Source organism: Cellulosimicrobium sp. SH8 (assembly GCF_025818875.1).
Lineage (GTDB): Bacteria > Actinomycetota > Actinomycetes > Actinomycetales > Cellulomonadaceae > Cellulosimicrobium > Cellulosimicrobium cellulans_D.
The window spans coordinates 268,547-282,993 of record NZ_JAMXMH010000002.1; the positions used below are offsets into that span (position 1 = coordinate 268,547).

General features: G+C 75.3%; 12 protein-coding genes. 5 read left to right on the top strand and 7 right to left on the bottom strand.

Going from position 1 to position 14,447, the window contains the following annotated elements:
• Positions 1–2: 2 nt before the first annotated feature.
• From NF338_RS03935 to clpB, 4 genes are all read right to left on the bottom strand, one after another.
• A complete protein-coding gene (locus tag NF338_RS03935; protein WP_264029597.1) occupies positions 3–716 on the bottom strand; it encodes a YqjF family protein in 714 nt (237 codons plus the stop codon).
• Between the two features lie 55 nt (positions 717–771).
• Positions 772–1,176, bottom strand: coding sequence for a hypothetical protein (locus NF338_RS03940; RefSeq protein WP_264029598.1), 405 nt, complete (start codon positions 1,174–1,176; stop codon positions 772–774).
• 64 nt (positions 1,177–1,240) lie between these two features.
• Positions 1,241–2,215: a diacylglycerol/lipid kinase family protein gene (locus tag NF338_RS03945; RefSeq protein ID WP_264029599.1), complete on the bottom strand. Its 975-nt coding sequence runs from the start codon at positions 2,213–2,215 to the stop codon at positions 1,241–1,243.
• A 134-nt stretch (positions 2,216–2,349) separates the two neighbouring features.
• On the bottom strand, positions 2,350–4,971 hold the full coding sequence (clpB, locus tag NF338_RS03950; protein ID WP_264029600.1) for an ATP-dependent chaperone ClpB: 2,622 nt from the start codon (positions 4,969–4,971) through the stop codon (positions 2,350–2,352).
• A 294-nt stretch (positions 4,972–5,265) separates the two neighbouring features.
• Between clpB and NF338_RS03955 the strand changes: the two genes are divergently transcribed.
• On the top strand, positions 5,266–6,585 hold the full coding sequence (locus tag NF338_RS03955) for an LppM family (lipo)protein (protein ID WP_264029601.1): 1,320 nt from the start codon (positions 5,266–5,268) through the stop codon (positions 6,583–6,585).
• Between the two features lie 125 nt (positions 6,586–6,710).
• Here the strand turns inward: NF338_RS03955 and NF338_RS03960 are convergent, their stop codons facing one another.
• Positions 6,711–8,042 (bottom strand): enoyl-CoA hydratase/isomerase family protein, encoded by a 1,332-nt coding sequence (locus NF338_RS03960; protein WP_318782943.1) that lies wholly within the window; start codon positions 8,040–8,042, stop codon positions 6,711–6,713.
• A gap of 166 nt (positions 8,043–8,208) precedes the next feature.
• Here NF338_RS03960 and NF338_RS03965 point away from each other — a divergent pair, with 166 nt between their 5' ends.
• From NF338_RS03965 to NF338_RS03980, 4 genes are all read left to right on the top strand, one after another.
• Entirely contained in the window at positions 8,209–9,243 is a 1,035-nt protein-coding gene (locus tag NF338_RS03965; RefSeq protein ID WP_264029602.1) for an alpha/beta hydrolase, read from the top strand.
• A gap of 43 nt (positions 9,244–9,286) precedes the next feature.
• Positions 9,287–9,961, top strand: a complete 675-nt coding sequence (locus tag NF338_RS03970) for a YczE/YyaS/YitT family protein (RefSeq protein WP_264029603.1) — start codon at positions 9,287–9,289, stop codon at positions 9,959–9,961.
• A 33-nt stretch (positions 9,962–9,994) separates the two neighbouring features.
• Positions 9,995–11,602, top strand: coding sequence for an AlkA N-terminal domain-containing protein (locus tag NF338_RS03975; RefSeq protein ID WP_264029604.1), 1,608 nt, complete (start codon positions 9,995–9,997; stop codon positions 11,600–11,602).
• Positions 11,603–11,670: 68 nt separating this feature from the next.
• Positions 11,671–12,183 carry a methylated-DNA--[protein]-cysteine S-methyltransferase gene (locus NF338_RS03980; protein WP_264029794.1) on the top strand — a complete coding sequence of 171 codons (513 nt, stop codon included), beginning with the start codon at positions 11,671–11,673 and terminating at the stop codon, positions 12,181–12,183.
• Positions 12,184–12,222: 39 nt separating this feature from the next.
• Here the strand turns inward: NF338_RS03980 and NF338_RS03985 are convergent, their stop codons facing one another.
• Together NF338_RS03985 and NF338_RS03990 are read right to left on the bottom strand one after the other, a co-directional pair.
• Positions 12,223–13,245 (bottom strand): CAP domain-containing protein, encoded by a 1,023-nt coding sequence (locus NF338_RS03985; RefSeq protein WP_264029605.1) that lies wholly within the window; start codon positions 13,243–13,245, stop codon positions 12,223–12,225.
• 140 nt (positions 13,246–13,385) lie between these two features.
• Positions 13,386–14,378, bottom strand: a complete 993-nt coding sequence (locus NF338_RS03990) for a cation diffusion facilitator family transporter (protein WP_318782944.1) — start codon at positions 14,376–14,378, stop codon at positions 13,386–13,388.
• Positions 14,379–14,447: the final 69 nt, after the last annotated feature.

Genomic DNA, 14,447 nt, shown 5'->3' on the forward strand with positions numbered 1-14,447 from the left:
CCTCAGCGCACGGGGCGCGGCACCGCGAACCGCGCGTGGACGGGTGCGGCGACGTGCACCAGGGGCGGCGCGCCGCCGTCGGGCAGCCCGAGCCGCCGGGGCAGGTCGGTGTCGAGCACGTCGAGCGACCCTCGCCGAAGCGCCCACGGCTCGTGCTCGACCGGGAACCGCCAGAGGCTGCCGGCGCGGGACCCGTACCCGTTCCAGCGGGCGGTCAGCCAGGACGCGAGGCCCGACGACGCGTCCACGACCTCGTGCGCGCGGACCACCGCGTCGAGGTACCCGGAGTGCAGTGCGGGGTGCTCGTGCGGGACGGGGAAAGGTCCGCGCCGGCCCGGTGCGCGGAACCGGTAGCGCACGACGTCGGACCCATCTCCCGTGACCGCCGCGACCACCGGGTGGTACGGGACGCCCGCGGCGCGCGTCGCGGCGACGAACGCGCGACGGGTCGCCCACAGTCCGAGGAACCAGACGCCCTCCGCACCCTCACGGTCCTGGACGTAGACGCGGACGTTGAGCTCGGGGAAGGTCGACCACGCGCCGAGCGCAGGCAGCGGCGGCACCCGCACGTCCGCCATGACGAACGGGACCACCCCGACCCACGTCGCGCCGTCGAGCACCTGGACCGTCAGCCCCGGCGGCAGCCACCGCTGCACGACGGCCGGGTCGACCGGCCAGTGCAGGAACGTCAGCGACTCCCAGCGCTGGGCGGTCACGACGACCCCGCCGCGCGGTGCCGGCGGTCCGGGCGGCGAGTCCGGGCGCACCGCGTCAGAGCACCTGGTAGAGCGCACCCTGCACGAGGCTCAGGACGAAGCCCAGCAGCGCGGCCGCGCCCAGCGCGGTGCCGGCTGCCGCGAACGCCGTGCCCGGCAGCCGTCGCACGAGCGCGACCGCGCCCGTGATCACCGCGACGAGGCCGAGCAGGCCGGCGAGGATGCCGTTGACGAGCTGCAGGACGCCGACGGACGTCGGCGAGTACCCGGACGACGACAGGACGAACGGGAAGGCCAGAGTGACGACCGCGCCGACGACGACCGTCGCGACACCGGTGACGAACGACGCGACGGCGAGCGGGGAGCGTCGCGCGCCGGGTGCGGGCGCCGGCACGGTCGGGCCGTCGGCAGGTGGGGCGGGCGACGACCAGGTCTCGGGGCCGGGCTGGGGAGCGCTCATGCGCCCATCCTGCCGAACGCCCGGCTCCGTCACCTCCCCGTCCACAGGTCGTGGCACGTCCGCGTCAGCGCGCGGAGGGTGCGCCCTCGGCGACGTCCTCGGACTCGTCGGGCTGGTACACGCACACCCACAGGGCGTCGGGACGCACGGTCACGTCGAGGCGCTCCGACGGCTCGATGACGTCGCCGTCGAGCTGGCGCGGCTGGGGGCGGTCCGAGACGACCGAGATCTGGCGGCCCCGCACGACCTCTCGGCTCGGCACCCGGCTCTTGCCGCGCACGACGCCCCATGCGAGCTGCACCCAGTGCTTGAGGTTGCGGGGCGCGACGATCGCGACCTCGAGCTGCCCGTTGTCCGGCTCGGCGTCGGGCAGGATGTTCGTCCCCGCCTGCAGGCGCCCGACGTTCCCGACGAGCACGGTCCGTGCCCGACGCCGCCGCGTCCGACCGTCGACCGTCACCTCGAGGTTCATCTCGTCGTCGGCCAGGTGCTTGAGCGCGGAGACCACGTACGCGAGCGCCCCGGCCCTCGCCTTGAGCGCGGTCGGGGCGTCGTCCATCATCGCGGCGTCGAGGCCCATGCCGGCCATCACGGCGAAGACCTGCCCGTCGACCTCGCCGACGTCGATCTGCCGCCGCCCCCGCTCGAGCGCGAGCCGGATCCCGTCCTCGGGGCGCGGCGGGATGCCGAGGTTCGTCGCGAGGAGGTTGCCCGTGCCGCCCGGCAGGATCGCGAGCGCCGCGTCGGTGCCCACGAGCCCCTCGATGCACGCCCGGACCGTCCCGTCGCCACCGCTGACGAACACGACCTCCGCGCCGTCGTCGACGGCCTGCCGCGCCTGTCCCGTGCCCGGGTCCTCCGCGGTGGTCTCGAGCCACGCCGGCTCGGGCCACCCCGCCTCGGCGAGGCGCGCGGTGATCGTGGCACGCAGCGCGTCGAGGCCGTCGACCCGGTTCGGGTTGACGATGACGGCGGAGCGCAGGGGCTTCTCGTCGAGGCGTTGCTGGGCGGCGGGCTCTGGGGTCTCGTCGGTCGGCACGTCCCGAGTATGGCCCGACGCCGCAACGCCCGCCCGGCATCGACGTCCTCGGCCCGGCCGCACGAGGTAGAGCCCTGGTCGATGACCAGGGCTCTACCTCGGCGGACCAGGGCTCTACCGCGGCCCCCGGAGGATCACGCCGTGAGGATCTCCGTGCCGAGGGTCAGGCCCTCGGCCTCGGGGTCGCGGTCGACGACCACGACGTCGCCGTCGCTCACCTCGCCCGAGAGCAGCATCCGCGCGAGGCGGTCGCCGATCTCACGCTGCACGAGGCGGCGCAGCGGGCGCGCCCCGTAGGCCGGGTCGAAGCCCTCGAGCGCGAGCCACTCGCGCGCGGCCGCCGTGACGTCGAGCGTGATGCGCCGGTCGGCGAGGCGCTTCGCGAGGTGCGCGACGCTGATGTCGACGATCCGGCCGAGCTCTTCGATCGTGAGCGGCTCGAACACGATGACGTCGTCGAGGCGGTTGAGAAACTCCGGCTTGAAGCTCGCTCGCACCGTGCTCATCACGGCCTCGCGCTTCGCGGCGTCGTCGAGCGTCGGGTCGACGAGGAACTGCGAGCCCAGGTTCGACGTGAGCACGAGGATGACGTTGCGGAAGTCCACCGTGCGGCCCTGGCCGTCGGTGAGGCGGCCGTCGTCGAGCACCTGCAGCAGGATGTCGAAGACCTCCGGGTGCGCCTTCTCGACCTCGTCGAGCAGCACGACCGAGTACGGCCTGCGCCGCACGGCCTCGGTGAGCTGGCCGCCCTCCTCGTAGCCGACGTACCCCGGGGGCGCGCCGACGAGGCGCGCCACCGAGTGCTTCTCGGAGTACTCCGACATGTCGATGCGCACCATGGCGCGCTCGTCGTCGAAGAGGAAGTCCGCGAGCGACTTCGCGAGCTCCGTCTTGCCGACCCCGGTGGGACCGAGGAACAGGAACGAGCCCGTGGGCCGGTCCGGGTCGGCGACGCCCGCGCGCGAGCGACGGACGGCGTCGGACACCGAGCGGACGGCGGCCTGCTGGCCGATCAGGCGCTCGCCGATGACGTCCTCCATGTGCAGGAGCTTCTCGCTCTCGCCCTGGAGCATGCGGCCCGCGGGGATGCCGGTCCACGCGGACACGACCTCCGCGATCTCGTCCGCGCCGACCTTGTCGGCGATCATCGGGGCTGCCTCGGGCCCGGACGCGGCGAACGCGTCGTCCGCCTGCTCCTCGGCCTCCGCGGCGTCCAGCTCGCGCTGGAGCTGCGGGATCTCGCCGTACTGGAGCCGGCCGGCGGTCTCGAGGTCACCCTCGCGGATCGCGCGCTCGACCTGGACACGCAGCTCGTCGAGCCTCGCGCGCAGGTCGCCGACGCGGTTGTGGCCCGCCTTCTCGGCCTCCCACCGCGCGGTGAGCGCGGCGAGCTCCTCGCGACGGTCCGCGAGGTCGGCGCGGAGCTTCTCGAGCCGTTCGAGCGACGCGGGGTCGGTCGACTCGGACAGCACGACCTCTTCCATCTCGAGGCGCGTGACGGCGCGCTGCAGCTCGTCGATCTCGATCGGCGAGGAGTCGAGCTCCATGCGCAGGCGCGACGCCGCCTCGTCGACGAGGTCGATCGCCTTGTCCGGGAGCTGGCGCCCGGTGATGTACCGGTCGGAGAGCGACGCCGCGGCGACGAGCGCCGAGTCGGCGATCGTCACCTTGTGGTGCGCCTCGTACCGCTCCTTGAGCCCGCGCAGGATCGCGACCGTGTCCTCGACCGAGGGCTCGCCGACGAACACCTGCTGGAACCGGCGCTCCAGGGCCGGGTCCTTCTCGATGTACTCGCGGTACTCGTCGAGCGTGGTCGCGCCGACGAGGCGCAACTCGCCGCGCGCGAGCATGGGCTTGAGCATGTTGCCCGCGTCCATGGCGCCCTCGCCGCCGGCGCCGGCCCCGACGACCGTGTGCAGCTCGTCGATGAACGTGACGACCTCGCCGTCGGAGGACCGGATCTCCTCCAGCACGGCCTTGAGGCGCTCCTCGAACTCGCCGCGGTACTTGGCGCCCGCGACCATGCTCGCGAGGTCGAGCGACACGAGGCGCTTGCCCTGGAGCGACGTCGGGACGTCGCCCGCGACGATGCGCTGCGCGAGGCCCTCGACGACGGCCGTCTTGCCGACGCCGGGCTCGCCGATGAGGACGGGGTTGTTCTTGGTGCGGCGGCTCAGCACCTGCACGACGCGCCGGATCTCGGAGTCGCGCCCGATGACGGGGTCGAGCTTCCCCTCGGCGGCGGCGGCCGTGAGGTCGGTGCCGTACTGCTCGAGGGCCTTGTACGTGCCCTCGGGGTTGGGGCTGGTGACACGCGCGCTCCCGCGCACGGCGGGCAGCGCCGAGCGCAGCGCGTCGGCGGTCGCGCCGGCCTGCTGGAGGATCGTCGCCGCCTGCGACGAGCCCGCGGCGATGCCGAGCAGCAGGTGCTCGGTGGAGACGTACTCGTCGCCGAGGGCCTGCGCCTCCTTCGCGGCGTTGTCGAGCGCGGTCGACGTGGCGCGCGACGGCGTGGGCTGCGCGACGGCGGACCCGCTCGCGGTGGGCAGCGCGACGAGGGCCGCGCGGACCTTCTGGCCCACGGCCTGCTTGTCCGCGCCGACGGCGTCGAGGAGCCCGACGGCGACCCCGCCCTCCTGCGTGAGCAGCGCGGCGAGGAGGTGGGTCGGCTCGAGCTGGGGGTTGCCGGCGGCCGACGCGGTCTGGATCGCCTCGCCGATCGCCTGCTGCGACATCGTGGTGAACTTCGTTTCCATGGGTGCTCCGGTGTGGTGCTCGAAAGATGGTCTGACCAGTGGAACGACTCCGAAGTTGAGTGTATTCCGCTCAACTTCGTTCGTCAGCCTCGCACGCGACCCCCCGGTGGTCCCACGTCCGGAGCGGATGAACTCCCGGCCGCATTCCGTCTCAAATCGGCATCGACCCTCGCCTCGGGCGACGATCCGCGACATGCTGGGCGGGTGAACCCCACACCCTTGCGCAGACGACTCGGCCTCGGCGCCCTCTTCGCCACCCTCGCACTGTTCCTCGCGGGGTGCATGAGGATGGACATGGCCCTCACCCTCAACGAGGACGACACGTTCGACGGCAGCGTCGTCATGGCGTTCAGCGACGAGCTCGCCACGTCCATGGGGTCGGACCCGCAGGAGCTGTGGGACCAGATGGGCTCCGAGATGGAGTCCGAGCTCCCGGAGGGCGCGACCCAGGAGCCGTACGCCCAGGACGGGTACACGGGCACCAAGATCACCTATGCGGACCAGCCCATCTCGCAGCTCTCGTCCGCCGGGGCCGACTCGATCTCCGTCACGCGCGAGGGCGACGAGTACGTCGTGAGCGGCTCGATGGACATGACGGGCGAGGAGTTCAACCCCGACACGGGCGACGCGACGAGCGACGAGCTGACGCAGCAGATGATGGAGAGCCTCGACATCAAGATCTCCATCACGTTCCCCGGCGAGGTCGCCGAGTCGAACGGCGAGATCGACGGCAACACCGTGACGTGGACGCCGGTCGTCGGTGAGACCAACGAGATGACCGCGCGCGGCTCGGCCGTCGCGGGCGGCGCGGCCGGCACGGGCGACGAGGGCTCGGACGAGGCCACCGGCGACTCCGACTCCGACGGCGCCACCGCGCCCGACGGCGGCGACAGCGCGAGCGACGCGTCCGACTCGGGGTCCATGGCCTGGCTCTGGTTCGTGATCGGCGGCATCGTGCTGCTCGGCATCATCGGCCTCGTGCTCTGGCTGGTGCTCCGCTCCAAGCCGGGCGCGCAGGACGGACAGGCGACCGGCTTCCAGCAGGGCGGCTACCCGGGCCAGCCCGGTCAGCCCGGCGCGTACGCCGCACCCGGTCAGTACCCCGGCCAGCCCCAGGGTCAGTACCCGGGCCAGCAGGGCGGCTACCCGGGCCAGCAGCCGGGCGCCTACCCCGGCCAGCAGCCCGGCGCCTACCCCGGCCAGCAGCCGGGTCAGCCCGGTGCCTACCCGGGCCAGCAGGGTGGCTACCCGGGTCAGCAGCCGGGTCAGCCCGGCGCCTACCCCGGCCAGCAGGGCGCGCCGCAGGGCTACGGGGCGCAGCCCCCGGCCCCGGGCCAGTACGGCGCCCAGCCGCCGGCCCCGCCGCAGGGCGGCTACCCCGGCGCGGCCCCGTACGCCCCTCCCGCCGCGCCGCACCCGCAGTCGTCGCCGACGACGCCGCTCCCCGCGCAGCCGCCCGTCCCGCCGGGGGCGACCCAGCCGCTGCCGCCCTACCAGCAGCCCGCGCCTACCCAGCCGCTCCCGCCGCAGCCGGGCGCCCCGGGGCCGGACGGGTCCGCCGGTCCGGACGACGAGATCGACGACGCGACGCGCCTGCGCCCGCCGCCCGAGTGACGGTCCGACCACCAGCGCGGCCGACGCCGCGCCGCCGGTGACCCGCAGCCGGTGATCCGCAGCACCACCGTCGACGGCCCGCCCCGAGAGACCGGGGCGGGCCGTCGTGCGTCGTGGCTCGTGCGTCAGGACTCGACCGTCACCTCGACGACGTCGCCGACGGCGTCGAACCGCACCGCGGGCCAGTACCCGTCGAGGAAGTGCTCCCCGCACGAGTCCGCGAGGTGCACGACCGTGCCGCCGTCGTCGCGCCGCTGGACGAGCTCGACCACGAGGTCGTCAGCCGCCTCCGCGAGCTCCTCCGCGGTCGGCTCGTCGTCGCTGAACCGGCGGACGACGGCCTCGACCGCCCGACGCGCGAGGCGCGGGCTGAGCGCGTCGTCCCACAGGCGCTCGGGGGGCTCGTAGGCGAGCGCCTCGGCGCCGAGACGAGGGTCGACATCGGCGAGCGTCGCCGGGCGCCACGAGGGGTCGCGGTCCTTGTCGACGAGCTGCGCGCGGACGCCCTCGACGAGGTCGGGCTGCGTGTCGACGAACCAGGAGACGAGGCCGTACTCCTGCTCCAGCGCAGCGCGCAGGTCCGGGAGGTCGCGCGCGCTGCGCACGGCCGCGAGCGCCACGGTGACCGCGGTCGGCGAGAGTCGCTCGAGCTCGTCGGCCTCGGCACCGGACTGCTCGTCCCCGTCTCGGGCGGCGGCGCGGAGGCGCGCCACGATGTCGGGCACGGTGTCCGCCGCGTACGCGGCCTCGACCGCCGCCTGGCGGGTGACGAGGCACGAGATCGGTGCGGGCAGGGTGTGCCGACGCACGACCTCCCGCACGTCCTCGACGTCGAGCGGGTCGACCCCCGCGGTCGCGAGCGCGGCGAGGTCGGCCGCCAGCACGGGCAGCCGCTCGCTCGGCACGTAGTGGTCGGCGAGCCCGACGAAGATCGCGTCGGCGGCGTCCATCGTCACGGCGCCGAGCGCGAGCATCTCCCCCAGCCGCCCGGGCGCGCGGGCCAGCAGCCAGGACCCGCCGACGTCGGGCGTGAAGCCGATCCGCGTCTCCGGCATCGCGACGCGCGATCGCTCGGTGACGACGCGGACCGGGGCGTGCGCGCCGAGGCCGACACCGCCGCCCATGGTGATCCCGTCCATGATCGTCACGACGGGCACGGGCAGCTCCGCGAGCGCCGCGTCGACCGCGTACTCACGCCGGAAGTAGCGGCGCGCCTCGGCCTGCTTCCCGGCCACGATCGACGCGTGCAGCGCGCGGACGTCCCCACCCGCGCACAGGCCCCGGTCACCGGCACCGTCGAGCAGCACGACGCGCACGGTCGGGTCGACGCGCCACTCCTCCAGCACGTCGGCGATCTCGCCGAGCATGGCGTAGCCGAGCGCGTTGAGCGCGCGGGGTCGGTCCAGGGTGAGGTGCCCGACGCCGTCGTCGACGCGGGCGATGATCTCGCTCGTCACGCGCGCCACGCTACCCGCGGCACGCCCCCCGGACGTGTCAGCAGCACGTCGCTCCCTACGACGACCTCACGCTGACAACTCGCCGCGCCTGTGAGTTGTCAGCGTGAGGTCGCCGTATGGCGCGAGAATCTGCTGACACGTCGCACGCAGAGGACTGGAGACGCCGATGACCGAGACGCAGCCGCCGGCATGGCGCACGGACGTGCTGGGCGAGGACTGGGTCGCGCGGGACCTCGACCTGCCGGACGGCGCGGTGGCGACGCTCGTGCGCAGGGTCGACGACGCCCGGCCCGCCGCGCCTTCCACCGCGCCGGGCGAGGGCACCGCCGTGGGCGAGGAGCCGCCGTCGGGCACCGGAGAACGGCCCGCGGTGCTGTACGTGCACGGGTTCATCGACTACTTCTTCCAGACCCACGTCGCCGAGGCCGTCGAGGCGCGCGGGTACCGGTTCTACGCGCTCGACCTGCGCGGCTACGGGCGCTCGATCGGCCGCGGCTCGGGCGCGCCGTCGCGGCCCGACGACGACCCCAACTTCGTCACCGATCTCGCCGTCTACGCCCGCGACCTCGACGCCGCCGCGCGCGCGATCCGCGCGGAGGGGCACGAGCGGCTCGTCGTGCTGGGGCACTCGACGGGCGGTCTCGTGGCGAGCCTGTGGGCCGACGCGCGGCCCGGGCGGCTCGCGGCGCTCGTGCTGAACAGCCCGTGGTTCGACCTCAACAAGCCCTGGGTGTTCCGCGGGCCCGTGACGTGGGCGATCGACGGGGTCGGTCGGGTCGCGCCGCGGCTCGTCGTGGGCGGCCTGGACCCGCACTGGGCCGAGGCCCTGCACGCGAGCACGGGCGGCGAGTGGGAGTTCGACCTCGCCTGGAAGCCGATCGAGGGCTTCCCCGTCCGCGCGGGGTTCCTGCGCGCGGTGCGGCGCGGGCACGCGCGCGTCGCCCGCGGGCTGCACGTCGACTGCCCGGTCCTCGTGCTGGCGTCCGCGCGCAGCGGCCCGGCGTCCGGCTGGCACGACGCCCTGCTCACGACCGACAGCGTGCTCGACGTCGGGCAGATCACGTCGCGCGCCGAGCGGCTGGGCGACGACGTCACGATCGTCGCGGTCGAGGGCGGCGCGCACGACCTCGCGCTCTCCCCCGAGCCCGCCCGGTCGACCTACCTGCGCGAGGTCCTCGACTGGCTCGACGCCCGGGTCTGACGGCCCGGTCGCGTCCGTCCGACCGCTCCCCTAGCGTCGGCGTGTGACGAGCGCGCCGCGGTCCCGCCCCTCCCACGTCGTCCTGCGCGCCGTGTGGGCGCTCCTCGGGGTCGCGGTCCTCGGGCTCGGCTCTGCGGTGCTGCTGTCGGCGCACGTCGGCGTGGACCCGTTCACCGCGGCGAACATCGGCGCGAGCACGCTCCTCGGTGTCGACCTGGGCGTCTACCAGCTCGCGATCAACGCGGTGCTGCTCGTCCCCGTCGTCGTGTGGGGGCGGCGGTACATCGGGGTCGGGACGATCATCAACATGGTCATGACGGGGTTCTTCGTCCAGTGGTTCTCCGCGCTCCTCGCCCCGCTCGTCCCGGACCCGCCGAGCCGTCTCCTGCAGACCGCGCTCTTCGTCGTGGGGATCGTCCTGTTCACGGCGGGCGCGTCCGCGTACATGACGGCGGGGGTCGGGACGGCGCCGTACGACGCGATCGCCCCCATCGTCGTCGACCGTACGCACGCGCGGTACCGCGTCGTCCGGGTGGTCCAGGACCTCGCGTTCGTGGGGCTCGCGATCGCGCTGGGCGGCCCGGTGGGCGTCGGTACGGTCATGACGGCGTTCTTCGCCGGTCCGCTCATCGACTTCTTCACCGAGCGGGTGAACAAGCCCCTGCTGCGGCGCGCCCTGCCCGACGACGGCCCCACCGTCGTGTCCGAATCCCGCTAGCCAAGCGGTCGTCCCGCGGGCGAGGATCGAGGCATGACCACGACCCTCGCGACCTCCCGCACGACGGCGGACCCCGTCTTCGCGGAGCGCTACCGCGCCATCGCCTCGCGCGACCGCCGGTTCGACGGGCAGTTCATCACCGCCGTGAGCAGCACGGGCATCTACTGCCGGCCGTCGTGCCCGGCACGGACGCCCAAGCCGGAGAACGTCACGTTCTACCTCACGTCCGCGGCCGCCCACGAGGCGGGCTACCGCGCGTGCAAGCGCTGCCTCCCCGAGGCCGTGCCCGGCACGCCGAGCTGGGACCTCGGGCACGACCTCTCCGCCCGCGCGATGCGCCTCGTCGCCGACGGCGTCGTGGACCGCGAGGGCGTCGACGGTCTCGCCGTGCGCCTCGGGTACTCGGCCCGGCACGTGCACCGCGTGCTGGTCGCGGAGCTGGGCGCCGGCCCGGTCGCGCTCGCCCGCGCGCTGCGGGCCCAGACCGCGCGCGCCCTGCTCACGGGCACCGACCTCCGCCTCGCCGACGTCGCGTTCGCCGCGGGCTTCGGCAGCGTCCGACAGTTCAACGACACCATCACCGAGGTCTTCGACACGACGCCGAGCGAGCTGCGCCGTCGGGCCCGGCCCGACCGCCCGGCCCCTCCCCGCGGTGCTGGCGTGCGCGTCCCCGACGACGCACGTGCTGTCGGGGACGACGGCGGCACCACGGCGGCCCTCGACCTCACGCTCCCGCTGCGCGAGCCCTTCGACGCGCCCGGCGTGTTCGCGTTCCTCGCCGCGCGCGCCGTCGACGGCGTCGAGGTGGCCGACCTCGCCGGGCCCGTCCTGTCGTACGCGCGCACCCTCGCCCTGCCGCACGGGCCGGGCGCGTTCCGCGCAACGTACGGCCCGCCGCCGGGGAGCGCCCGCGGCACGGCTGGGTTCCACGTCGAGCTCGAGCTCACGTCCGTGGCCGACCTCCCCGCCGCGATCGCACGGGTCCGCCGCCTGTTCGACCTCGACGCCGACCCCGCGGCCGTGGACGCCGCCCTCGCGGCGGACCCCGCGCTCGCCGCGTCGGTGCACGCCGTGCCCGGGATCCGCGTCCCGGGCGCTGTGGACGCGACGGAGATCCTCGTGCGCGCCCTCGTCGGGCAGCAGATCTCCGTCGCCGCCGCGCGCACGCACCTGTCGCGGCTCGCCGCCGCGCTCGGCACGCCGTTCGCGTCCCGGTTCGGGCCGACCCGCCTCTTCCCGACCGCGGCGCAGCTCGCCGACGGCGGCACGGTCCACGTGCGCGGGCCGGCGCGGCGCACGGCGGCGATCCTCGGCGTCGCGCGGGCCCTCGCGGACGGCACGCTCGCGCTGTCCCCCGCCGACGACCCGGCCGCGCAGCGCGAGGCGCTCGAGGCGATGCCCGGCGTCGGCCCGTGGACGTCCGGGTACGTCGCGATGCGCGTCCTGCACGACCCCGACGTCCTGCTCGACGGCGACCTCGCCCTCCGTGCGGGCGCCGCGGCGCTCGGCCTGCCCGACGACCGCCGCGCGCTCGCTGCGCGCGCGGAGCGCTGGGCGCCGTGGCGCTCGTACGCCGCGATGCACCTCTGGCGTGCCGCCGCCCCCCGACCCTCGTCCGTCCCCACGAAGGAGATCCCGTGACCACCGCAGCCACCGCCACCGCGCCGACCACCACCGGTACCCCCGCCACCGCAGCCGTCACCACGACCATCGAGACGCCGGACGGCCCGTTCACGGTCGTCGCCGACCCCGACGGCACGGTCCTCGCCTCGGGCTGGACCGCCGAGCCCGCGGCGCTCGTCGCGCTCGTCCACCCGGACCTGCGTCCCGCGGCCGTGACGCCCGTGCCCGACGACGCGCCCGCCGTCGTCCCGGCCGTCGCCGCGGTCCGGGCGTACTACGCGGGCGACGTGCACGCGATCGACGCCGTGCCCGTGCGCCAGGTATCCGGGCCGTACCGCGCGCACGCGTGGGACGTGCTGCGCACGGTCGAGCCGGGCGACCCCGTCACCTACACGCGGTACGCCGAGCTGTCGGGGCGGCCGGCCGCGGTGCGCGCCGCCGCGGGGGCGTGCGCGATGAACGCGGCCGCGCTGTTCGTGCCGTGCCACCGCGTGCTGCGCACGGACGGCAGCCTGGGCGGGTTCCGCTACGGCCTCGAGGTCAAGCGGAGCCTGCTCGACCGCGAGGCGCGCGCGACCGGGGCGCCGTCGCTCCTCTGAGCGTCCGACGCGTGCCGGGTCACGCGCCCAGCCTCAGCATCAGCCCCAGCCGAAGAGCTGGGTCCACACCCGGTCCGCGTGCCCGACCCCGATCTCGCGCAGGTCGCAGTTGAGGATGTTCGCCCGGTGCCCGGGCGATTCCATCCACGCGCGCACCACGTCCTCGGCGGTCGCCTGACCCTTCGCGATGTTCTCCGCACCCGGGTTCGCGTAGCCCTGGGCCTTCGCGCGGTCCCAGGGGGACCGGCCGTCGAGGCTCGTGTGGTCGAAGTAGCCCTGGGCGAGCATGTCCTCGCTGTGGAGCTGCGCCGCGGCCGTGAGGCGCTCGTCGACGACGAGCGGACCGCATCCCGCCGCGGCACGCTCCGCGTTGGTCCGCTCGACGACGGCGGCGCCCTCCGCCGAGATCGCACCCGGCCCCACCTGGACCGCCGCGGTGGGGGCGGGCGTCACGCTCGGCGCCGGGTCGGCCGCCTCGCCCGACGGCGCCGGATCGGCCTGCGCATCGCCCGGACCCGGCTGCGTCGGCTCCGGGGATGCCGGGGCCGGCTCGGCCCCGTCGTCGGCCCCGCCCGGCTCAGCCTGCTCGGCGCCGTCCGGAGGGGTGTCCGGCGCGCTGGGCGCGGTCGGCTCCGCCGAGGTGTCCGAGGGATGCTCCAGGCCGTCCGCCGAGCGGCCGTCGGCCAGCGTCCGCGACGAGCGGTCGTCGCGCGGGTCCCGGCCGTCGAGCCAGGACGCCGGGTCGGTCCCCTGCCACGGCAGCGCCGCGACCACCGGCCCGAGCGGGCCGACGTGCTCCGGCCGGAGCTCGCCGGTCGCCGTCGCGACCGTGACGCCCAGCGGTGGGCCGAGCAGCAGCGCCGCGGCGACCCCCGACGTCACGGCGACCCGCGGACCGGACCGCAGGTGCCGTGCGAACGGGCCGCCCCGCCGTCGGGCCGACCCGGGCGCAGGGACGGTGGACGACGAGCGCTCGCGCCGCGACGCCTCGGACACCGGTCGCGAGCGGGGCACCTCCGCGGGCGCGCCGGCCCGGTGCCGGGGCGTGCGCTGCGGGGCCATCGCTCGACCCTACCCACGCTGACCGCGGATGTGTACCGCTTCGTCCGTTCTGCCCGCGGTCCCGTTCCCGCCGAACCCGGGGTTGTTCCCCGGTTCGGCGTCGAACCGGGGAGCAACCCCGGGTTCGGCGCCGTGGAGGGTCAGGCGATCGACTGCTCCTCCGGCGCCGAGACGGTGAAGACCGCGCCCGCGATGAGCGGCACGGAGGTCACGCGGCGCTCGAGCTCGTCGAGCCGGCGCGCGACCGACGTCTCCGACTCGTCGCCGCGCAGGTCGACGCTCGCCACGAGGTACAGCGCTCGCGGGCCGACGTACTCGAGCCGCAGGTAGGTCACGCGCTCGACCTCCGGCAGGTCCCGGATGCCCTGCAGGACGGCGGCGCGCGTCGCGGGCATGGCGGCCTCGCCGACGAGGAAGCGGCGGTTGCGGTCGATGAGGACGACGGACACCACCGCGAGCACGAGGCCGACGACGATCGACCCGATCGCGTCCGGGACGGGCGACCCCGTGAGCTGGTGCGCGAGCACGCCGCCGAACGCGACGACGAGGCCGACGAGCGCGGCGGCGTCCTCCGCGTACACGGCCCGCAGCGTCGGGTCGGAGGTCACGAGCACGTGGTGCAGCGTGTCCCGGTCGGCGGCCCGCGCCTCGTCGCGCGCCTGGCGCCGGGCCCGGAGGAACGACACGCCCTCCAGGACGAACGCGAACGCCAGCACCGCGTACGCGACGAGAAAGCTGTCCGCGGGCTCGGGGTGCACCAGCTCCTGGATACCGTGCGTGATCGACACCCCCGCGCCCACGGCGAACAGCCCGATCGCGGCGAACATCGACCACACGTACGCCTCGCGCCCGAAGCCGAGCGGGTGCTCCGCGTCGGCGGGGCGCCGCGAGCGCTTGTCGGCGACGAGCAGGAAGATCTCGTTCCCGGTGTCCGCCCACGAGTGCACGGCCTCCGCGAGCATCGACGCCGACCCGGTGATCGTCGCGGCGACCGTCTTGGCGCCCGCGACGAGCGCGTTCGCGAGGAACGCGACGACGACGGTGACGGTGCTCTCGCCGCCGTCCTCGGGCCGGGCCATCCGGGGGTTGCGTGACTCCGGCTGTGGCGGGGCAGGCGTGGGGGCGTCGGCCATGGTGCCGGTCTACCAGCCGGGTCCGCGACCCGCGCGGCGAGGGCGGTCGGCGCCGGGACCGGCGACGGC

Bases quoted from the DNA above. Each gene is read 5' to 3' on its own strand.
- clpB (WP_264029600.1), bottom strand. From the start codon at position 4,971: ATGGAAACGAAGTTCACCACGATGTCGCAGCAGGCGATCGGCGAGGCG.
- NF338_RS03955 (WP_264029601.1), top strand. From the start codon at position 5,266: ATGGCCCTCACCCTCAACGAGGACGACACGTTCGACGGCAGCGTCGTC.
- NF338_RS03940 (WP_264029598.1), bottom strand. From the start codon at position 1,176: ATGAGCGCTCCCCAGCCCGGCCCCGAGACCTGGTCGTCGCCCGCCCCA.
- NF338_RS03965 (WP_264029602.1), top strand. From the start codon at position 8,209: ATGACCGAGACGCAGCCGCCGGCATGGCGCACGGACGTGCTGGGCGAG.
- NF338_RS03985 (WP_264029605.1), bottom strand. From the start codon at position 13,245: ATGGCCCCGCAGCGCACGCCCCGGCACCGGGCCGGCGCGCCCGCGGAG.
- NF338_RS03990 (WP_318782944.1), bottom strand. From the start codon at position 14,378: ATGGCCGACGCCCCCACGCCTGCCCCGCCACAGCCGGAGTCACGCAAC.
- NF338_RS03975 (WP_264029604.1), top strand. From the start codon at position 9,995: ATGACCACGACCCTCGCGACCTCCCGCACGACGGCGGACCCCGTCTTC.